The 19,903-nt window shown below is 64.6% G+C and carries 17 protein-coding genes; 3 read left to right on the top strand and 14 right to left on the bottom strand.

The genetic code is table 11. The features are described 5' to 3' along the window. Window positions 1-5 precede the first annotated feature (5 nt). The gene (locus DW352_RS23135; protein ID WP_115693535.1) at window positions 6-1,226 is read left to right on the top strand and encodes a serine hydrolase domain-containing protein; all 1,221 of its coding nucleotides are present in this window, start codon (window positions 6-8) and stop codon (window positions 1,224-1,226) included. Between the two features lie 4 nt (window positions 1,227-1,230). On the opposite strand, the gene DW352_RS23130 is transcribed toward DW352_RS23135, so the two are convergent. The 10 genes from DW352_RS23130 to DW352_RS23085 all read right to left on the bottom strand — a co-directional run bounded on the left by DW352_RS23130 (window position 1,231) and on the right by DW352_RS23085 (window position 15,762). After that, window positions 1,231-3,918: a nitrate reductase gene (locus tag DW352_RS23130; RefSeq protein ID WP_115693534.1), complete on the bottom strand. Its 2,688-nt coding sequence runs from the start codon at window positions 3,916-3,918 to the stop codon at window positions 1,231-1,233. Between the two features lie 162 nt (window positions 3,919-4,080). Then, complete coding sequence (locus DW352_RS23125) at window positions 4,081-5,712, bottom strand: sulfite reductase subunit alpha (RefSeq protein ID WP_115693533.1); 1,632 nt, start codon at window positions 5,710-5,712, stop codon at window positions 4,081-4,083. Then, window positions 5,709-7,466 carry a NirA family protein gene (locus DW352_RS23120; RefSeq protein WP_115693532.1) on the bottom strand — a complete coding sequence of 586 codons (1,758 nt, stop codon included), beginning with the start codon at window positions 7,464-7,466 and terminating at the stop codon, window positions 5,709-5,711. The genes DW352_RS23125 and DW352_RS23120 overlap by 4 nt, the downstream gene beginning before the upstream one ends. 7 nt (window positions 7,467-7,473) lie before the next feature. Next, window positions 7,474-8,688: an NAD(P)/FAD-dependent oxidoreductase gene (locus DW352_RS23115; protein ID WP_115693531.1), complete on the bottom strand. Its 1,215-nt coding sequence runs from the start codon at window positions 8,686-8,688 to the stop codon at window positions 7,474-7,476. Between the two features lie 12 nt (window positions 8,689-8,700). Further along, complete coding sequence (locus tag DW352_RS23110; protein WP_115693530.1) at window positions 8,701-10,398, bottom strand: ABC transporter ATP-binding protein; 1,698 nt, start codon at window positions 10,396-10,398, stop codon at window positions 8,701-8,703. Between the two features lie 11 nt (window positions 10,399-10,409). Continuing rightward, complete coding sequence (locus tag DW352_RS23105; protein WP_210209886.1) at window positions 10,410-11,504, bottom strand: ABC transporter permease; 1,095 nt, start codon at window positions 11,502-11,504, stop codon at window positions 10,410-10,412. Between the two features lie 73 nt (window positions 11,505-11,577). Beyond that, window positions 11,578-13,014, bottom strand: a complete 1,437-nt coding sequence (locus tag DW352_RS23100; protein WP_210209885.1) for a CmpA/NrtA family ABC transporter substrate-binding protein — start codon at window positions 13,012-13,014, stop codon at window positions 11,578-11,580. Window positions 13,015-13,350: 336 nt separating this feature from the next. Continuing rightward, complete coding sequence (locus DW352_RS23095; RefSeq protein ID WP_115693528.1) at window positions 13,351-14,541, bottom strand: CmpA/NrtA family ABC transporter substrate-binding protein; 1,191 nt, start codon at window positions 14,539-14,541, stop codon at window positions 13,351-13,353. Then, window positions 14,538-15,176, bottom strand: coding sequence for an ANTAR domain-containing response regulator (locus DW352_RS23090; protein WP_115693527.1), 639 nt, complete (start codon window positions 15,174-15,176; stop codon window positions 14,538-14,540). The genes DW352_RS23095 and DW352_RS23090 overlap by 4 nt, the downstream gene beginning before the upstream one ends. Before the next feature lie 145 nt (window positions 15,177-15,321). Continuing rightward, window positions 15,322-15,762, bottom strand: a complete 441-nt coding sequence (locus tag DW352_RS23085; protein ID WP_115693526.1) for a globin family protein — start codon at window positions 15,760-15,762, stop codon at window positions 15,322-15,324. Between the two features lie 286 nt (window positions 15,763-16,048). Between DW352_RS23085 and DW352_RS23080 the strand changes: the two genes are divergently transcribed. Continuing rightward, window positions 16,049-16,522: a RidA family protein gene (locus DW352_RS23080; protein WP_115693525.1), complete on the top strand. Its 474-nt coding sequence runs from the start codon at window positions 16,049-16,051 to the stop codon at window positions 16,520-16,522. Between the two features lie 30 nt (window positions 16,523-16,552). Further along, entirely contained in the window at window positions 16,553-16,870 is a 318-nt protein-coding gene (locus tag DW352_RS23075; RefSeq protein WP_115693524.1) for a YciI family protein, read from the top strand. Window positions 16,871-17,002: 132 nt separating this feature from the next. Here DW352_RS23075 and DW352_RS23070 read toward each other — a convergent pair whose 3' ends face one another. Genes DW352_RS23070 through DW352_RS23055 form a run of 4 tightly spaced genes read right to left on the bottom strand, consistent with a single transcriptional unit; the run spans window position 17,003 to window position 19,847 of the window. After that, entirely contained in the window at window positions 17,003-17,779 is a 777-nt protein-coding gene (locus DW352_RS23070) for an SDR family oxidoreductase (protein WP_115693523.1), read from the bottom strand. Window position 17,780: 1 nt separating this feature from the next. Continuing rightward, complete coding sequence (locus DW352_RS23065) at window positions 17,781-18,713, bottom strand: ABC transporter substrate-binding protein (RefSeq protein ID WP_162827142.1); 933 nt, start codon at window positions 18,711-18,713, stop codon at window positions 17,781-17,783. A gap of 14 nt (window positions 18,714-18,727) precedes the next feature. Continuing rightward, on the bottom strand, window positions 18,728-19,540 hold the full coding sequence (locus tag DW352_RS23060) for a DODA-type extradiol aromatic ring-opening family dioxygenase (protein WP_115693522.1): 813 nt from the start codon (window positions 19,538-19,540) through the stop codon (window positions 18,728-18,730). Continuing rightward, window positions 19,533-19,847, bottom strand: a complete 315-nt coding sequence (locus tag DW352_RS23055) for a hypothetical protein (RefSeq protein ID WP_162827141.1) — start codon at window positions 19,845-19,847, stop codon at window positions 19,533-19,535. The genes DW352_RS23060 and DW352_RS23055 overlap by 8 nt, the downstream gene beginning before the upstream one ends. Between the last annotated feature and the right edge of the window lie 56 nt (window positions 19,848-19,903).

The following is a 19,903-nucleotide window of genomic DNA, read 5'->3' as shown; positions in this document are numbered from 1 at the left end:
CCGCAATGTCGTTCGAATTCGCCCGCACCGATCGCCCGGAAGACGCCGGCTTTTCTTCGGCGCGGCTGCAGCGTCTCATCGACGTTCTGTCGCGTGATATCGATGCGAAGCTCGTCCCCGGCGCCGTGGCGCTGATCGCCCGCAAAGGCAAGGTCGTGCTGCATGAAGCCTTGGGCCTGCGCGACCGCGAGGCGAATGCGTCGATGCAGCGCGACAGTGTTTTCCGCATCGCCTCGATGACCAAGCCGCTGACCTCCGTCGCCGCCATGATGCTGGCGGAAGAAGGCAGGCTGAGCATCGCCGATCCGGTAGCGCAGTATCTACCGGAATTCGCGGAGACCCAGGTTGCGGTCGACTCGGATCACGCGGCCACGCTCGCCACCGAAGCCTGCCGCCGGCCGTTGACCGTGCAGGACCTGCTGCGCCACACGTCGGGCCTCACCTATGCGCCGCTGACCGGGCCAGCGCTGAAGCAGGCCTACATCGACGCCGGCGTCGGCGATCTCAAGCACACCAATGCCGAGTTCACGGCCAAGCTCGCCAGGCTGCCGCTCGCGTATCAGCCGGGCACTACTTTCCAGTACGGCTTTTCGACCGACGTGCTCGGCCGCGTCGTCGAGGTCGTCAGCGGCATGAGCCTCGATGCCTTCATTGAGCAGCACATCTGCGCGCGCCTCGGTATGAGCAACTCCGGCTTTGCCGCTGTGGACGCGTCCCGCGCCGCCGAGCCGCAGATCGATCCAGCAACCGGCAAGCGTCCGCCGATGTTGCGCGAAGCAACGATGAAACCGGCCTGGCTCTCCGGCGGCAGCGGTCTCATGTCGACCGCGACCGACTACCTGCGCTTCTGCCAGATGCTGCTGGACGGCGGCGCGCTGGGCGACACGCGTCTGCTCTCGCCTGCGACCGTGCGCCTGATGACATCGGACCACCTTGCCCCCGACAGCCAGCATGGCCCGATGATGCGCACGATGTTCGGCGCGCTGGCGCCGCTGCCGGAAAACGGCATCGGCTTCGGCCTCGGCTTTGCCGTGCGCAAGGAGAGCGGCCGCTGCGCCCTGCCGGGCTCGATGGGCGACTGTTCCTGGAGCGGCGTCAGCGGCACCTATTTCTGGATCGATCCGCGCGAACAGCTCATCGCCATCCTGATGATGCAAGCGCCGCTGCAACGCATGCGTTATCGTTATCTGATGCGCGCGATGGTGTATCAGGCGATGGTAGGCTGAGAAGCTAGACCGCCTGCGGCGCGCGCTCGCGCTGCACGATGCGCTTGAGCTCCGGCAGGCAGGAGCCGCAATTGGTGCCGGCACGCAGCGCCGCGCCGATCGCCTCCACACTGGTCGCACCGCCGTTGACAATCGCGTCGCGGATGACATTGAGGCCGACGCCGAAGCAGGCGCACACCACGGGGCCCGGATCGGCGAGGCCGTCGGCGGCCTTGCCCGACAGCACGGCGCGGCGCTGTGCTTCCGCAAGCTGCTCGCTCTCGAACAAGGCTTTGACCGCGTCCCACTGCAGGGTCGCTGTGGCCGGACCGATGAACACGCAGCCCTCGAGCCGTCCATCGACAAAGGCCGCCATGCGATAGAGATCGCGGGGCGGATCGCAGTACTCGGCGATCTCCGCATGGCCGAAGGCCGCGTGCGCAACGTCGCGCCACATATCGGAGGCAGCCTCGCTCGCGAGGAGATAACCGACGCCACGTCCCACTGTCACGCGCGACCACCACGTGTGAGACGGCAAGGCCAGAGGGGAGCGCGTCAGCACGAAACCGCGATACTTGTAGTCGACCGGCGCGATCGCTACCGGCGTCGCTTTGGCTTCCGGCTGACCGGAAAAAGGATCGGTCGCCGGCATTACCAATTCGCCGACACGCGCCATCGCGGCTGTCTCGTCGCTCCAGTGGATCGGCGCGAACAGCGAACCGCGCTGCTGTCCCTCGGAGACCCGCACCTTGAGCACGCAGGCGCCGTAACGCGAATGCAACCGCGCAAAGCCGTCGTGCGACAGGCCGGCGGCGATCGCATCGTCGGGATGCACCTCAACAAAAGGCTCCGGCAGATGCTTGGCGAGGCGCGGGCTGAGCCCGCTGCGCGTCATGGTATGCCACTGATCGCGGACGCGCCCGGTATTGAGGCGGAACGGCAAGGCATCCGACGTTTCCGCCTGCGGTCTCGGCATTTCCGGCGCGATCATCTTCGCCTTGCGGTCCGACGTAAAGAAGCCGCCTTGCGCAAAGAAGCGCTCCGTGCCGGCCCGCGTCGCGGGCGCCGGCCATAGCACCGGGTCGAGTGCGTCGAACGCCTCGTCGGACAACAGCGCCAGCGCACCGATGTCGAAGTCTCGCGTACCGCCGTTCTCGAACATCGACAGCTTTGCGTGCTCGCGGAAGACGTCGGCCGACGAGCGATAGGCGAAAGCGTCGGCGAAGCCGAGGCGCTGGCCGACCTGTGACACGATCCACCAATCGGGTTTCGCCTCGCCGGGCAGCGGCAGGAACGGGCGCTGCCGCGAGATGCGGCGCTCGGAGTTGGTGACGGTGCCGTCCTTCTCGCCCCAAGCCGCCGCTGGCAGCACGAAATGCGCGCCGGCGCTCACGGTATCGTTCGACAAAACGTTTTCCGACACGACGAACAGATCGAGCTTGCGCAAGGCCTCACGCACAGCACCCGCCCGCGGCAGCGACGCGGCCGGGTTGGTCGCCATCACCCACAACGCCTTGATCTCGCCGCGCGCGATCGCGTCGAACATCTGCACCGCCTTGAGGCCCTCGCGCTTGGCCATGGCCGGTCCGTTCCAGAAGCGGCCGACGCGGTCGACTTCCTGGGGCGAAAAGCCCATATGCGCCGCGAGCTGATTGGCGAGGCCGCCAACCTCGCGCCCGCCCATCGCATTGGGCTGGCCGGTCAGCGAGAACGGGCTTGCGCCGTTCTTGCCGATGCGACCGGTCGCAAGATGGCAATTGACGATGGCATTGACCTTGTCGGTGCCCTGCGCCGACTGGTTCACGCCTTGCGAATAGCAGGTCACGGTCTTCGCCGTTTCGCGGAACAGCGCGAAGAACGCGGCGACGTCATCCTGCGCAAGCCCCGCCAGCCGCGCTGTCGTCGCGAGGTCCGGTGCGATTTCGCGCGCGCGCGCCAGCGCATCCGGAAAACCCGAGACATGCGCATCGATGTACTCGTAGTCGAGCGCCAACACGTCCGACAGGTGCACGAGCAGGCCGGAGAACAACGCGGTATCCATGCCCGGCGCGATGGGCAGAAACAGGTCGACGTCTTCTGCTGTCGCCGTGCGACGCGGGTCGATGACGACGACCTTGGCGCCGCGCATGCGCCGATTGGCCATCATGCGCTGATACAGAATGGGGTGGCACCAGGCGGCGTTGGAGCCGACGAGGACAATCAGGTCGGCTTCGTCCAAGTCCGAATAAATGCCCGGCACGGTGTCGCTGCCGAAGGCGCGGCGGTGGCCGGCAACGGAAGACGCCATGCACAGCCGTGAATTGGTGTCGACATTGGCCGAGCCGAGGAAGCCCTTCATCAGCTTGTTGGCGACGTAATAGTCCTCGGTCAGCAACTGGCCGGAAAGATAGAAGGCGACAGCGTTCGGCCCATGCTTGTCGATGGTGCGCGCAAAGCCGGCCGCCACCTGATCGAGAGCAGCGTCCCACGACGCCCGCGCAAGCGCGCCGTCCGCCCCGCGCCGCATGGGATGCAGCAGGCGGCTCTCCAGCCCCAGCGTTTCACCGAGCGCCGATCCCTTCGAGCACAGGCGGCCGAAATTCGCCGGATGCGCCGGATCGCCGGCGATCACCGCGCCGCCCAATCCGTCGGGCTTGGCCAGCACGCCACAGCCGACGCCGCAGTAAGGACAGGTCGTGCGCACCGCCGGTGGATGCTGGGAGGGAGCGTTCATCGGACGCCTCTGCCCTCTCCCCGTGCTTGTCCCACGTCACCCTGAGGTGCGAGCGGCCGAAGGCCGTAAGCCTCGAAGGGTGGCGGGGCCGTCATCCTTCGAGGCTCGGCGGCTACGCCACCTCGCACCTCAGGATGACGGAACAGAGCGCGGTCGCTCATATCAATACACGTCCTGCTGATAGCGGCCCTTCTTCTTCAGGTCGTGCACGAACATCGCCGCCTCTTCCGGCGTGCGCGCGCCGTGCTGGGAGACGACGTCGACCAGCGCCGTTTCGACATCCTTGGCCATGCGCTTGGCGTCGCCGCAGACATAGATGTGCGCGCCCTCCGCGATCCAGCTCCACAAATCGCGGCCGACCTGGCGCATGCGGTCCTGCACGTAGATCTTCTCGTCGCCATCGCGCGACCAGGCGAGCGACAGGCGCGTGAGCACGCCAGACGCCTTCATGTCCTTGAACTCGTCTTCATAGAAGAAATCGCAAGCGCTGCGTTGATGGCCGAAGAACAGCCAGTTGCGCCCGGGCGCCTTCATTGCGCCGCGGTCCTGCAGGAAGGCACGAAACGGCGCGACGCCGGTGCCGGGGCCGACCATGATGATCGGCTTTGTCGGATCGATCGGCAGGGCGAAGCCGTGCGCCTTCTGCACGTAGACCCGCACCTTGGCGCCGGGCGCGAGGCGGTCGGCAAGGAACGTCGAACAGACGCCGAGCCTGCGACGCTTGGCAATGGTGTAGCGCACGGTGTCGACGGTCAGGCTGACGCGGCCGGGGATGGCCTTGTGCGACGATGAGATCGAGTAAAGCCGCGGCTGCAACGGCTCGAGCGCCTCGATGAAAGCTTCCGGATCGGGGCGCACACCCGGGAATTTCTCCAGCGCGGCGAGCACGTCGAGCGTTGCTGCGTCACCATCCGGGTCCTCGCCGACCGACAACGCCCGGGCCTTCTGCCGCCGTTCGCCGCCGGTGATGTAGGAGAAGAGTTGGAACAGCATGTCCGGCGCCGGCGACAGCGAGACGCCGTCGATCAGCACGTCGCGGAGCGGCCGCCCACCGATGGGGAAATCCGGCGGCGCGCCGAGCGCCTTGATCACGGCTTCGACCAATGCCGGATCGTTCGTCGGAAACAGGCCAAAGGAATCGCCGACGGTGTAATCGAGCCCGCTGTCGCTGAGGTCGAATTCAATGTGCCAGGTCTCTTTCTCCGAGCCCGGCTTGTTGAGCAGCCGGCGCGACAGCAAGGTCGCAACGGCCGGATTGTCCCGCGATCGGCCCGCCTCGCCCTGCGCTATGGGTGCCGGCGCTGCTTCGGCCGCAGCCGGGGCAGCCGCCGGCTTCGCCGCAGGCGCAGGCGCGGCCTTCAGCTCTTCCGCCAGCGCCTTGACCATGCGCGCGGTGTCCTTGCCGCCCGGCACGCACAGATTCAGCCGCTCTTCTTTGCCCGAGGCGATGGCGCCCGAATAATTCTTGCAGTCATAGCCGCACTGGCCACAGTCCTGCTGCGCCATCGCCGCCATCAGCTTCCAGCGCACCGGCTTGCCTTCGGCGAGCTTCATGCGCTCGGCGATCGGCAACGTCTGATCGTGCCACGGCGCGCCGCCATCGTCGTCCTCGTCGCTCTTGGCCGGACCGCCGATCAGCGCCGCCGCCTGATCGCCCGAGAGCGGCGTGACACCGAAACTGTCGAGCGAAACGAAACCGGCGAAGAAGCCGTTGAGCCAGGCACGCTGCTCCTCGGTGAACGGCGCGGTCTCGGGGATCAGCGATGGCAGCGGCGTCGGCACGTTCGTTGTCATTCTCCGCCCTCCGCATCGAACAGGCCCTTCAGCGCGTCGATCTCGTGACGGCGCGAGAACGCGAGAAACGTTTCGTCCGGTGTCGCTCGGTGCGCGAGATAGCCTTTAAGCATGCGCTCCACTGTACGCGGCGCGTCGCTCGCCTTCACGTCGCGGTAAAGCTCGCGAGCGATCGCAGCATCCGGGCCGAAGCCGCCACCGACAAGGACGTGGTAGCCTTCGACCTGCTCCTCGCCTTGTTCAACCTTGCAGGCGATGAGACCGATGTCGCCGATATAGTGCTGCGCGCAGGAGTGATGGCAGCCGGTGAGATGGATGTTGACGGGCGTGTCGATGGTCACGCGCGTCTCGCACCAGGCGGCGATCTCTTCCGCCTGCTCTTTCGTATGCGCGGCGGCGAAGCGGCAGCCAGTGGCACCGGTGCAGGAGATGAGGCCGGCGCGGATCGGCGTCGCCTGCGTGGCGAGACCGAGCGCAACAATCGCCGCCTCCGCCTCGGCAACGCGCGTATCCGGCACGCCGGAAATCAGCAGGTTCTGCCACACCGTCAGGCGGATATCGCCGTCGCCGAACGCCTGTGCGACTTTGGCGATCCCGCGCATGTGCGCCGTCGTGAGCTTGCCGACCGGCAGCAGCACGCCGATCCAGTTCAGCCCTTCCTGCTTCTGTTTGTGGACGCCGATATGCGACGTCCGATCGAAATCAGGCCGGTGCTCGATCGCTTCGGCCGGCAATTTGAGGAGCGCACGCCCGAGCTTCTCCTCGACATGGGCGATGTATTTCGGCAGACCCCAGGCATCGAGCACATATTTGAGCCGCGCCTTGTTGCGGTCGGTGCGGTTGCCGTGCTCGATATAGACGCGGACGATCGCGTCGGCGACCTGTGTCGCTTCCTCCGGCCTGACTACAACGCCGGTGTCCTTGGCGAAGTCCTTGTGGCCGGTGATGCCCCCGAGCGTGAGGCGGAAGTAAACACCCGGCTCGACGCCGAAACCGTCCTTCACCACCACGGCCTGAAAGCCGATGTCATTGGTGTCTTCCAAGACCGGAATGCGGCCGGCGCCGTCGAAACCGACATTGAACTTGCGCGGCAGGCCATAGAGCGCCCGTTCGTTGAGGATATGGAAGTGCCATTCGCGGGCGTAGGGCCGCGTGTCGATCAACTCCTGCGGATCGATTCCCGCCGTCGGTGTGCCGGTGACATTACGGATGTTGTCGGCGCCGGAGCCGCGCGAACAGAGCCCCAACTCCTGAATCCCTTCCACGACGGCGACCGCGTCCTTCGGTTCGATCTCGCGGATCTGCAGGTTCGCGCGCGTCGTGACGTGGCTATAGGGCCCGGCATATTTCTCGGTGAGATCGGCAAGCCCGGCGAACTGCCAATGCGTCAGAATGCCGTTGGGAATGCGCAGCCGGCACATATAGGAACTCTGCGCCGGCGCGACGTAGAACAGGCCATAATAGCGCCAACGGAAATTGTCCGGCGGCTTCGGCGGCTCGTTCTTCTTCGCCTGGTCCTTCAGCCGCTCATAGGCGTCGAACGGATGCTGCTCGCGCTTGAACTTCTCCTGATCGACGAGCTTGCCGCCTTCGGCGACCGTGCGGTCCTGCGCCTTGAAGTGAACCGCGTCGGGCCCGGTCGGCTCACCCGCCGCCGCGCCGCCCGCCTTGCCACGCGCGGAGCGCGCAGCCGCCAACCCCGAGGCAAAGCCTTCGAGATAACGTTTTTGATCGGGGGTAAAGTCGCTGGACATAATCGTCTCACGCCGCCTTCCGTTCGGCGAGGGCACGGCCGAACATGATGTCGTCACGGATGGGTTCGATGGAGGCGCCAGTGCGGATCAACTCGAGATACCAAAGGCCGTCGATCGTATCGCCGTAGAGCACGGCGCCGACCAGACGCCCGTCCTTGATCACCAGCTTCTTGTAGGTGCCGAGGCCCGCGTCGGAGAACACGATCTGCTCCGTACCGGCCGCGCCGAGGAAATCGCCCGCCGAGAACACGCTGACGCCGGACACCTTCAGATTGGTCGCGATCACACTGCCTGGATAAGAGACGGCGCCGCCGCAGAGATGCACCGCCAGGGCCCGCGCCTGCTCGTAAGCCGGCTCGACCAGGCCGTAGCAGATGCCACGATGTTCGGCGCATTCGCCGATGGCGTAGATGTCCGGCTTGCTTGCGCGCAGGGTGTCATCGACGACAATACCGCGGCGAATATCGAGATCGGCGGTCGTCGCCAGATCGATGTTCGGCCGGATGCCCGCGGCAACGACGACCAGATCGGCCTCGAGCGTGCGGCCATCGGCCAGCACCACCGCTTCCGCTTTTTTCCGCCCACGGATGGCTGCGGTTTCAGCCTGCAGATGGACGGCGATGCCACGTGCTTCGATCGCGCTCTTGAGCATCGTCGCGGCGCGCTGATCGAGCTGGCGCTCCATCAGGCGGTCCATCAGATGCAGCACCGAAACTTGAGCGCCGGCCTTGGCGAGGCCGTAGGCTGCCTCCAATCCAAGCAGACCCCCGCCAATCACCACCGCCTTGCTGCCTGGCTTTGCGCTCGATTCGATCGAGGCGACATCGCCGAGATCGCGGAAGGTCATCACGCCCGCTAGATCCATACCGGGAACGCCCAGGCGGATGGCGCTCGAACCGGTGGCCAGCACCAGCTTGGAGAACGGCAACGTCGCGCCATCGGCGAGCCGCACGCGCCGGATTGCCGGATCGATCGACACGGCGCGGCGCCCATAAAGAAGCGTCACACCGCGATCGCGCCACCAGTCGGCCGCCTTCAGTTCGATATCGTCGTGCGACACCTCACGCGCCAGCACCGACGACAACAGCACGCGGTTATAGGCCAGGCGAGGCTCGTCACCGACAACAGCGATGGCGTAGCGGCCGAGCGCGCGCTGAGCGAGCTCCTCGACCAGCCGCATAGCCGCCATTCCGTTGCCGACGATGACGAGCGGTTCGCTCATTGCCTTCTCTCCTTACGCCGCCGCCGGTTTGGCGGCGGGGCGCCCGCCGACGCCGTGCTCGTACTCCTCGAGGAAGCCGAGCAACTCCTGCCGGTATTCGTAGTAGCGCGCGTGTTCGAGCAGACCGCGCCGCGTACGGGGCCGTGGGATTTCGACCGGCATGATCTTGCCGATGCGCGCATTCGGACCGTTGGTCATCATCACCACGCGGTCGGCCAGCAGGATCGCCTCGTCAACATCATGGGTCACGCAAATCGCCGTCACCTGTGTGCGTGACCACACCTCCATCAACACGTCCTGCAACTCCCAGCGCGTCAGCGAGTCGAGCATGCCGAAAGGCTCGTCGAGCAGCAGCAGTTTCGGCGACAGCGCGAAGGCACGGGCGATGCCGACGCGCTGCTTCATGCCGTTCGACAGGTCGGCGGCACGCTTGTCCATGGCGTCACCTAGGCCGACGCGCGACAGGTAATAGCTGACGATGTCGTTGCGCTCGGCCTTGCTGGCATGCGGATAGACGCGGTCGACACCGAGCGCGACATTCTCCCGCGCCGTCATCCACGGCAGCAGCGACGGACTCTGGAACACCACGGCCCGGTCGGGGCCGGCCGCGCTGACCTCCTTGTTGTCGAGCACGATTCCGCCCAACGACACATCGTTGAGCCCGGCGACCATCGACAACACGGTCGACTTGCCGCAGCCCGAGTGACCGATAAGCGAGACGAACTCGCCCTTGCGCATCAACAGGTCGAAACCATCGACCACGGTCAGCGGACCGTTGGGAGTCGGATAGACCTTATGCACGTCGTAGAACTCGACGTAACGCTGCTCGAACGGCGTCTCGCCGGCATTCTTGTACGCCCGCGGCGGGCCCGGATCGAGTTGCAGCGGCGACACGTTCGGCAGTTGGCGCAGGTCCTCGCTGGCGGTCTTCGCCCGCTGCTTTCCGGCCTCGATCAGATATTCGGTGACGCCTGCCCGCAGCCTCTTGAAGGCCGGACTCGTGTTCATCGCCGTGCGATCGCGCGGACGTTCGAACGGTACCAGAAATTCCGGGCCGAAGTTCGCCTCCGGCCCGGGATTGAGCGGGATGATTCGGTCGGCGAGCAGGATCGCTTCGTCCACGTCATTGGTGATCAAAACGACGGTCTTCTTCTCCTGCTCCCAGATGGCCTCGATCTCGTCCTGCAATTTGGCGCGTGTGAGCGCATCGAGCGCGGACAGCGGCTCATCGAGCAGCAGGACCTCCGGCCCCATCGCCAGGGCGCGGGCCACCGAGACGCGCTGGCGCATGCCGCCGGACAGTTCGGCCGGCTTACGCTCCGCCGCGTGCGCGAGACCGACCATGCCGATATAGCGCTCGACGCGTTCGCGCCGTTCGGCCGCGGGCCGGCCGCCGAGCACCGCATCCACCGCGAGCGCGACATTGCCGCGCACGCTCAGCCACGGCATCAGCGAATAGCTCTGAAAAACCAGCCCGCGCTCCGGACCCGGTGCCTTCACCGGCGCGCCTTTGAACAGCACGGCGCCGGTGTCCGGCATCGTCAGCCCCGCCATCAGATTGATCAGCGTGGTCTTGCCGGAGCCGGAGAAGCCGACGATGGCGACGAACTCGCCCTCCTTCACCTGCAATGTCACATCCTTGAGCACGCGGGTGCGCGCCGGATCGTCGCCGAAGCTCTTCGACACAGACTGCAATTCGAGGATGGCCATGTCGGATGCCCTCAGCGCGTGGTGCCGTATGTGAAAGCGGCCTGCAGCGCCATCATGACGCGGTCGAGCAGAAAGCCGATGATGCCGATGGTCAGCACGGCGACCATGATGCGCGAAAGCGATGCGGATGAGCCGTTCTGAAACTCGTCCCAGACGAATTTGCCGAGGCCGGGATTTTGCGCGAGCATCTCCGCGGCGATCAGCACCATCCAACCGACGCCGAGCGACAGACGCAGCCCGGTGAAGATGAGCGGCAGCGACGACGGCAGCACGATCTTCACGATCTTGGTGTACCAGGGCAGCCGCAATACACGGCCGACATTGACCAGGTCCTTGTCGATGGAGGCGACACCGACCGCCGTGTTGATGAGGGTCGGCCACAGCGAGCAGAGGGTCACCGTGATCGCCGAGATCAGGAACGACTTTGGAAACAGCGGATCGTTCGACACGTAGAGCGCGCTGACCACCATCGTCACCAGCGGCAACCAGGCGAGCGGCGACACCGGCTTGAAGATCTGCACCAGCGGATTGACCGCGGTGTTTACGCTCTGCGACAGCCCGCATACCACGCCGAGCGGCACCGCCACCAAGGTCGCGAAGATGAAGCCGGTGAACACGGTCTCCAGACTGGTGAGGATCTGATCGAGATAAGTGGGTGCGCCCGTATAAGGCCTGATCCGCACCTCGGCCTTGGGATCGCGCGCCAGCAGATCCGCGTTGCGCTTTTCCTGGCGCTCGTAGAACACCCGCTCCTTCTCGCGCGCGGCAAGATGATCGGCCCAGAGATTTTGCGCCTGCTGCCAGACCTCCACCGGTCCTGGCAGCGTGCCAAGACTCGTCTTCACCTTCGGCGCGAGGAAGCCCCATGCCGCCAAAAACAAGACGATCGCCGCGAGCGGGATGCCAAGCGTGCGCCATAGCTCCTTGAGCTGCGGCTGCGCACGCTCGCCGGCCGCAATACGCATGACCGGCACCAGCCAGCCGACGCCGAGAATGTTGAGAAAGCCGGCGACCCGCGAAATGCGTCCGAGCCATCGCTCGCGCCGTTCCGCCCGGGAGGCGGAGATGGCGGCAGGTGTCGTGAGAAAATCGCTTGCCGTAGACATTCGGACTTCCTGGCGGTTGCTGTCGAACGCGACGATGAAGGCCGGGCGGTGCGCCGACGCCCGGCCGCGGTCCTCAGTTGGCGACCACTTTCGAACCCGAAATGCGCTGGTCGCCCTTCAGGCCGATCGCCAACCGGTTGAGGTAGTCGTTGGGCTTGCGGCCGTCGTACTCGACCTTGTCGATGAACTCCGCCGTGGGCGCGCGATAGCCGTCGCTGTCGAAGGGGAAGTCCTCTTTCTTCGCCTTGCCGTCCGCGACGAGCAGCTTGGCCGCTTCGAGATAAAGGTCCGGCCGATACACGCTCTTGGCCGTCTCGGCGTACCAGCTGTCGGGCTTAGCATCCGTGATCTGGCCCCAGCGCCGCATCTGCGTCAGATACCAGACCGCGTCGGAGTAATAGGGATAGGTCGCGAAGTAGCGGAAGAACACATTGAAGTCCGGCACCTCGCGCTTGTCGCCCTTCTCGTATTCGAACGTGCCGGTCATGGAGTTGGCGATGACCTTGGCGTCGGCGCCGACATATTCCGGCTTGGCCAGGATCTGCACCGCCTTCATGCGGTTGGCATTGTTGTTCTCATCGAGCCACATTCCGGCGCGGATCAGCGCCTTGGTGGCCGCGAGCACCGTGTTCGGATATTTCTTTTGGAAGTCGGCGGTGAAGCCGAACACCTTCTCCGGATTGTTCTTCCAGATTTCGTAGTCAGTGATGACCGGCACGCCGATGCCTTTGAACACGGCCTGCTGGTTCCAAGGTTCGCCGACGCAATAACCGAGGATCGTGCCGGCTTCCATCGTCGCCGGCATTTGCGGCGGCGGCGTCACCGAGAGCAGCACGTCGGCCATGATCTGACCGGTGATGTCGGTGGACGAATAAAAGCCTGGATTGAGTCCGCCGGAAGCCAGCCAGTAGCGCAGCTCGTAATTGTGCGTCGACAGCGGGAAGACCATGCCCATGTTGAAGGGCTTGCCGTCGGCCTTGTACTTTTCGACCACCTTCTTGAGCGCTTCGGCCTTGATTGGATGCACGAGCTTGCCGTCAGGCCCCGTCGGGATGAAAGGCTTCATCGCCTCCCAAACGGCATTCGACACGGTGATACCGTTGCCGTTCAGATCCATGGAGAACGGCGTGATCACATGCGCCTTGGTGCCGAAGCCGATCGTGGCGCCGAGCGGCTGACCCGCGAGCATGTGCGCGCCATCGAGTTCGCCGGTGATGACGCGGTCAAGCAGGACCTTCCAGTTGGCTTGGGGCTCGACCGAGACGTAAAGGCCTTCATCCTCGAAGTAGCCGTTCTCCTTGGCGATGGCGATTGGCGCCATGTCGGTCAGCTTGATGAAGCCGAATTTGAGGTCTTCCTTTTCGGGTTTGATCGCCGCGCGCGCGATCGAAGGCGCGAGCAACCCGGCTGCAGGCAAGCCGCCGGCCAGCGCGGCGGCACCAACGCTGGATTTCAGAAAGGCGCGGCGATCCACTCCCCGGGCGGGCCGCTTATCGAACTTCTTCGTCATTCGCATGTCCCCTTCGGCGTTGTGCGTTGATCCAGCTCTTCGCCCGGCCGTGCAGTTCGTCTTGAGCCATAAAAAAAGCCGCAGCCCTGCAGCGCGCATTAGCGCGTGAAGGACAGCGGCGTTGCTTCGTGGCCCGTCATTGGACCTGAATGGCGCAGCCAGCGGCCGCGCCTTCGATATCTCCTAATTCAAGGGTCGTGCCAGTTCGGCCCCGGCCACAAAAAACTCTACGTATCAATTACTTATTGGCCGAACAGCGTTTAACGGGCCAAGCCGCCGACCGGCGGCGACTGCCCACTGCAGTCGCAAGCTGCATCCAAATTGTGCTGTGCGATATCAGCGCACCAGAGACAGGCGGGGCCGTCCGGACCGCTTCAATTCCCAGGCTTTGAGATACCCGGCGATGTCGCCCGGCACGAAATCCGGGCCGACAAAGGCGCCGATGCCGTCGCGCGGGCCGCCGTCGTTCGTCGGTGCCGGCCGTCCGAGCGCAGCGTCATAAAGGTCCGCCCGGAACACGCGCTGCGCCGTGGCCGCCGCTTCGTCCGACAGCGGCGTCTGTCCCCATCGCACCATCTGTGCGTAGAACCACGCCGCATGCGCCGGATCGGGACGGTTGGCATTCTCGCGGCCGATGAGAATGTAGTGATCGCTGCCGCGCATCGTGCCGTCCGGCGCGACCTTGAGCAGGCCGTTGAGCGTGCGCGACACCAGCGACGGCTCGACGCCGAGCCGCTCGGCGATCGATGCCGTGACGTTCGCGCGATGTTCGACCGCCTCGATGTATTCAGCTGCGCGCGCCAGCGAACGGATGAGGGCGGCCAGCACATCGGGCCGCGTATCGGCCCAATCCTCCCGCACCACCAGCATCTTCTCCGGCAGCCGCAGCGTCAGTTCGGAGCCGAAATGTTGGATGCAGCCGACGCCGGCCTCGACGGCGACCGAGTTCCAAGGAGCACCAACGCAAAAGCCGTCGACATGGCCGTTGGTGAGACTCTCGACCATGTAAGGCGGCGGCAGAACCACCATCCTGACGTCTTCGTCGGGATCGACGCCGCCGGCCGCCATCCAGTAGCGGAGCTGATAATTGTGGTTCGAGAACGGAAAGGTCATGCCGAAATTGAGCGGGCTTGCGCCTTTCGCCCTGCGTTCGGCGACCACGCGCGCCAACGCACGGGCCGACACCAGCGGATCGGCGGGATCGCCGTCCGCGAAAGCCGCCAATTCGGCATGCAGCGCCGGTGTAACCGTGACAGCATTGCCGTTCAGGGCCAGATTGAAGGGCGCGATCAAAGGCACGCGCACGTGGCCGATGCCGAAGCTGGACGCGATCGGCAGAGGCGCGAGCATATGCGCGGCGTCGAACAACCCGATGTTGAGCTTGTCGCGAACGTTCGACCACGACACCTCGCGCACGAGCTCGATCGCCAGGCCTTCGGCCGCCGCGAAGCCATGATCGACAGCGACGAGCAAAGCGGCAGCGTCGACCAGTGGGATATAACCGATACGCAAGGGGGTTTCGCTCATTTGAACAACTCCGCGGCCGTGAGCAGCGATTGCGCGATCTCGACGATCTTCTTGTTTTCGTTCATCGCCGTCTTGCGCAACAGCGCATAGGCTTGCTCTTCACTCAGGCCCTTGACCTTCATCAGCATTCCCTTGGCGCGGTCGATCACCTTGCGCTCTTCCAACGCGTCCTTGGCGCGGTCGAGTTCCGTCTGCAGCCGCGAAAAGGCGTTGAAACGCGAAATGCAGAGATCGAGAATATTGGTGATGCGCTCTTTTTTCAGGCCATCGACGATATAGGCCGAAACGCCGGCGTCGACGGCGGCCTGGATCGACGCGGCATCGCTCTGATCCACGAACATGGCCACCGGCCGTTTCACGACGCGGCTCATTTGAAACATCTGCTCGAGCGTGTCGCGGCTCGGACTTTCCAGGTCTATGACGATGACGTCGGGGTCGAGCGCGTAAATGCGCGCCAGCAGATTGTGCGTCTCAGGGATGAGCTCGACATGCGTGAGACCGGCCTCGCGCAGACCGTCGGCAAGGATCGCGGCGCGGATCGGGCTTTCATCGACGATGGCGATCTTCAGCGAGGCGTCTCGCTGCTCGCCGGCCGAGGGCGCGCCCGCGCCGGACAGATCCGATCCTTTACCCATCACGGTCAAATCGCTGGTCCCTCGCAGGCCGTACCGCCCCTCGGCGGCCTGGGCCACGGCTCTCACGATCACGGTTTTCATGCAAGACTCGTGCTAAGTGCCTTGGCCGACCGCTTGCGGCGATCGACCAAGGCGCTGATCTAATTTAGCTTTCAGCGGCGGGCGAGCGGCTCGCGGCGCCGTCCTGCGCCGCCGCCATCATGGCCCCCGCCAGGGTCGTGTAGGCTTCGGTCCAGGCCGCTTTGAGCGGCGGCGTAAATTCCGGCCCCAGCCCTTGCTCCAAGGTCCACAACAGCGCCGTACCCACCGGCTCGTAGTGCTGCGGGGTCACGCCGTAAGCAATATGCCGCTGACCGAGGCTTTGTACCGCCGGCAGGATCGTATCGACCTGATGCAGATTGGTCACGGCGGTCGCCAGCATCGCGATCAGCTTTTTCTTCTGCTCGCGCAGATCGGCGGGGAACATCGCTCGCACATCGGGCGCTATGGTGAACAGGCGGTCGTAAAAGAGATCCGCCGCGGTGTCGGCGATCGGCACGACTTTCCTGAAGCTGTCTTGGACCATGCTCACTTGTTCGGGCGTCATGATGCACTCTCTTGATTGCGATAATGGATGTCCGTGCCGCCTGCCAATTTTGGGCTGGATCGGCCGCGGACGACTGAGTGCGGATCGCCGTTGAACCGCGCTGTCTTAGTCGCAGCCCGGCCAAGATCGGCTCACGGGCCACCGAGCTCCATTGCTCGCTGATAAAGTCCAGCAAACTTCGTGCCACGGGCGCGCGGCATCCCGCGCCCTCTGATTTTAAGCGCTTGCGTGGGCGGCCCCCGTGCCCTAATGCGACCGGACCGAAGTCAAACGGCCGATCGCAGCAATGACAGAAAGCAAAATCGACGCTCGCCTGCGCGAGCTCGGCATCGAACTTCCCTCGCCGCCGCCGCCGCGGACCGCGCGCATCCTCATGGCCAAGATCGCAGGCGGATCGCTCTACGTCTCCGGCCAGTTGCCGAGCTGGAATGGCGAGCTTCGCTACGTCGGCAAAGTCGGCCGCGAGTTCACGTTGGCCGAAGCACAGGCGGCAGCACGTCTGTCCGCATTGAATGTGATTGCACAAGCGCGCGGCGCGCTTGGCGGCGATCTCGATCGCATCGCCGAAGTGACCTATCTACGCGGCTACGTGAACGTCACGCCGGATTTCATCGAGATCGCACAATCGGTCAACGGCGCCTCGGATCTGATGATCGAGGTGTTCGGTGCCGCCGGGGCCCACGCGAGGACCGCGATTGGCGTCGCGATGATGCCGTATAACGCCGCAATCGAAGTCGAAGCACAGTTTCTGCTGAAGTAAGCGCTAGAATTCATCTGCCTGGAGATCGTCATGCTCTACATCATCTACCAAGAAGACCGCCCCGACGGCACCGCGATCCGCGACGCGAACCGCGAACAGCACTTCGCTTATCTTGCCAAGCACGAAGACATCCTGGTTCTCGGCGGCGCGCTTCTCGGCGATGATGACAAGAACACGCGCGTCGGCAGCGTTCTCATCGTCAATGTTCCCGACCGCGCCGCGGCGGAGAAGTTTTCCGAGAACGAGCCGTTCCGCAAGGCGGGGCTGTTCTCGTCGGTCAAGATCACCCGTATGCGCCGCGGCCAGTGGAATCCGGCTGCCGCGCCCAAGACCGCCGAAGGCAATTGATGGACGAGGCCTTTGCCTCGTCGCCTTCGTTGAAAGGGTGAACGCGGACATCCCCGCGCATGCACGTACGCCGCTGCGAGCGAGGGTTTTAAGCACCGCGCGAGAATGGAGAGAAGGCGGACCTCAAGGTTTTTAGATTCCGCGAATGACACCGCCATCGACAGGAATGGCCGCACCATTGACGTAGGCCGCCTTTTCCGAAGCGAGGAAGGTGACAACCCCGGCAATGTCCTCCGGGGTCCCAAAGCGCTGAACCGGCACGTCACCGATCTTGGACTTCAGGTACGCCTCGGCGCCGAGCTTCGAACTCTCGACACCGCCGAGAAAACGGTCCGTCATGATGCGTCCCGGCACGATGGTGTTGAATAGAACGCCATCGGCCGCGAGTTCGCGCGACATGTTCTTCATGAGGCCCGCCGCGCCGGGACGGGTGGAATTCGATGCAAACAGTTCGGGAATGGTCTCGCGCACCGACCGCGACTGAACCGTTACGACGCGTCCCCATTTGTGCGCCCGCATGGACGGCGTGACGAGGCGAACCAGCCGGGCGAGCGACAGCACCGTCGCCGCGAAGGCATTCGTCAAATCCTCGTCGGTGATGTCGTCGAACGATCCTCGCTTGGGCGAGCCGCAAATCGCAACCAGAATATCGATGCCGCCGAAGGTGCTCTCGGTTTTGGCGACGAGCTTCTGCAGATCGTCGAGAGAACTGAGATCGGCGGTGTGCGCGAGCACCTGAACGCCGGTCTGCGCGCGAATCTCTGCCGCCGTCTTCTGCAGCTCTTCGTCGCCGCGCGCACAAATTGCGAGATTGCAGCCTTCGGCCGCCAGACTGAGGGCACAGGCACGGCCGATGCCGCGGCTTGCGGCAGTGACCAACGCCGTCCGACCTTTGATTCCAAGATCCACGTTAGACCTTCATTGTTGAAGAGACATTTGCGTCAAAAATGCCGCGACGTTCCAGAGCGTCAAGCACGCCAGGCTCGTAGACGTCGCCCACGGCAAGGAGGCGCTCACCCGCTGCCTTCTGGCTGCACGATTCAATCACAGCTTCGAGGCCGGCGACCGACGGTCGCGGAATGTCGGAGAACCGGGCGGCATAGAATGCGTGAATCCGCGCGATACCATCCACATCGACGAACGGCAGGTGCTTCTGAAGGACGGGAACTGCAATGTCCGGCCGGGTCTTAAACGCGCGAATGGCCCCGGAGTAGCCTTCGACTACGCGTTCGACGATGTCGCGGTTGGCCGCCAGAAATTGCCGTGTGGTTGCCAGGAGCGGTCCCTGAAAGCCGAACTCCTTGCCGAGGTCGGCCAGAACCGACAACGCCCCCTCCGGCGCCGCGAAGCGATAGTCCGCCGTCAACACGCCGCCGCGAATGTCGCCGCGCAGAAGTCCGTCGTAAATTGCCGGATACTTCATCAACTCCGCAAGATCGACGCCGTCCCGCAAATCCCACCGGTCGAGCATCTCCAGCGCGCTGTAGCCTGTTTGCCCGGCGCGCGTGAGTACACCGATCCGGCCGCCCACGAGATCATTGGCCGTGGACACGCCCGGACCGCCGAGGATGTAAAGCGCCGACACTGGCTCAGCCGCCATGAGGATGACGGGATCCTTGCCCTCCATCGCCCACTGCACGACCGGGATCGCGCCGAATTCGGCAAACTCCCAGCGGCCCTGCAACAGGCCGTCGATACCGGCCGGTCCCGCGGTCTCGATCTGCGCAATTTCAAGATCGATACCGCATTGCGCGAACGTATCGGCGGCCAGCCCTACCAGGGACAGGCTTTGTGCGGTCGAACGAAGACCGATAGCCAAACGCACGCGCGAGCGATCCGTCACAAGCGCAGTCCTACTTATCGGAAGACGCTTACGGCGCAGCCCGTCTGCCACGCCTTGATGGGAGCATAGCTCAACGTGCGCGCGGGACGCCCCTTGGTCGCACCGAGGGCGATCGCCCAGAGCCTTACTTCCCAAGTGCCGAAGCCGGCGCGATCGAGTCGCGAGGCCGGGATGTCGAGGATGGCTTTCGGGTTGTCGCTGTCGAGCAGCGCCAGAAACTCCTGATCGAACTCGGGGTCCAGATCATAAGCTTCTGCGGCGCCCGGCGAATGCGATAGCCCGCCCGTACCGATGACGGCGACACGTTCGTTACGGCCGTCGATGACCTTCCGGAGAACCTCGCCGAACTGATAGCAGCGCTTCAGCGACGGCATCGGCGGAATCTGGCAATTGGCCATGACCCAGACGATCGGCAGATCGCGCTCAGGCCGGATCAGGTTCATCGGCACCATGACGCTGTGCTCGAGCTGCAGGCCGCGCGAGAAGGCCGGATCGAAGCCGCTGTCCATCGCCTCTTCGAGCAACTGGGTGGCGAAATCGGGCGCGCCGTTCACCTTGCCCTTCTCGATACGCAGCCACTTCTCGACCGGTCCTTGATAAGCCTCGTTCACACCGATGCAGAAGGCCGGCATCTTGTCGACGAAGAAGTTCGTGAAATGATCCGGCGCCAGGAAGACGAGCAGATCCGGCTTCGCATCCGCGAGAACCTGGCGGAGCTCTGCCGCCGCGCCGAGGAATCCGGCGCGCTCCTCCTCGGTCGCCCGTTCGGTGAAGGCCGCGATACCGGGGGCGTGGCTCATCGCCGCGGCCATAACCAGCTCACCCATGATTGCTTTCCCCTGGCTTCGCGAAACGCCGTTCGCTGTTGAACTTCTGCACGCCCTTCAGAACGTCGAGCCGCTTGTGATAGTCGGGAGGCGCGATGCCGGCGTAACGCGAATAGGGAGCGAGCAGAAGCGGGTGCACGCCCATCCGATACAACGTCTCGACATCGCCGTCGCGCAACGCCGCCAATTCATCCGGATCGAGATCGAAGCCCTCGAATGTGCCGGCGGCGCGCTCCTTCAGCGCGGCTTGGAGCGCCTCATCCTTCTTGAGCTCGAAGATGAACCGTTCGACTTCGAAGCCTGCCACGAATGCCTCCACCACAGCCGCGATCGCTGAAATTAGTTAGATTGCAATCTAGTTAT

It is taken from the genome of Pseudolabrys taiwanensis (assembly GCF_003367395.1).
Classification (GTDB): Bacteria; Pseudomonadota; Alphaproteobacteria; order Rhizobiales; family Xanthobacteraceae; genus Pseudolabrys; species Pseudolabrys taiwanensis.
The sequence above is the reverse complement of the archived record's forward strand: the minus strand, read 5'-3'. Positions and strand labels throughout refer to the sequence as shown.

Coding starts and splice junctions, on each gene's coding strand:
- DW352_RS23125 (WP_115693533.1), bottom strand. CDS start 5,712: ATGACAACGAACGTGCCGACGCCGCTGCCATCGCTGATCCCCGAGACC.
- DW352_RS23110 (WP_115693530.1), bottom strand. CDS start 10,398: ATGGCCATCCTCGAATTGCAGTCTGTGTCGAAGAGCTTCGGCGACGAT.
- DW352_RS23115 (WP_115693531.1), bottom strand. CDS start 8,688: ATGAGCGAACCGCTCGTCATCGTCGGCAACGGAATGGCGGCTATGCGG.
- DW352_RS23080 (WP_115693525.1), top strand. CDS start 16,049: ATGACAGAAAGCAAAATCGACGCTCGCCTGCGCGAGCTCGGCATCGAA.
- DW352_RS23120 (WP_115693532.1), bottom strand. CDS start 7,466: ATGTCCAGCGACTTTACCCCCGATCAAAAACGTTATCTCGAAGGCTTT.
- DW352_RS23100 (WP_210209885.1), bottom strand. CDS start 13,014: ATGACGAAGAAGTTCGATAAGCGGCCCGCCCGGGGAGTGGATCGCCGC.
- DW352_RS23060 (WP_115693522.1), bottom strand. CDS start 19,540: ATGGGTGAGCTGGTTATGGCCGCGGCGATGAGCCACGCCCCCGGTATC.
- DW352_RS23095 (WP_115693528.1), bottom strand. CDS start 14,541: ATGAGCGAAACCCCCTTGCGTATCGGTTATATCCCACTGGTCGACGCT.
- DW352_RS23090 (WP_115693527.1), bottom strand. CDS start 15,176: ATGGGTAAAGGATCGGATCTGTCCGGCGCGGGCGCGCCCTCGGCCGGC.
- DW352_RS23085 (WP_115693526.1), bottom strand. CDS start 15,762: ATGACGCCCGAACAAGTGAGCATGGTCCAAGACAGCTTCAGGAAAGTC.
- DW352_RS23135 (WP_115693535.1), top strand. CDS start 6: ATGTCGTTCGAATTCGCCCGCACCGATCGCCCGGAAGACGCCGGCTTT.
- DW352_RS23075 (WP_115693524.1), top strand. CDS start 16,553: ATGCTCTACATCATCTACCAAGAAGACCGCCCCGACGGCACCGCGATC.
- DW352_RS23130 (WP_115693534.1), bottom strand. CDS start 3,918: ATGAACGCTCCCTCCCAGCATCCACCGGCGGTGCGCACGACCTGTCCT.
- DW352_RS23105 (WP_210209886.1), bottom strand. CDS start 11,504: ATGTCTACGGCAAGCGATTTTCTCACGACACCTGCCGCCATCTCCGCC.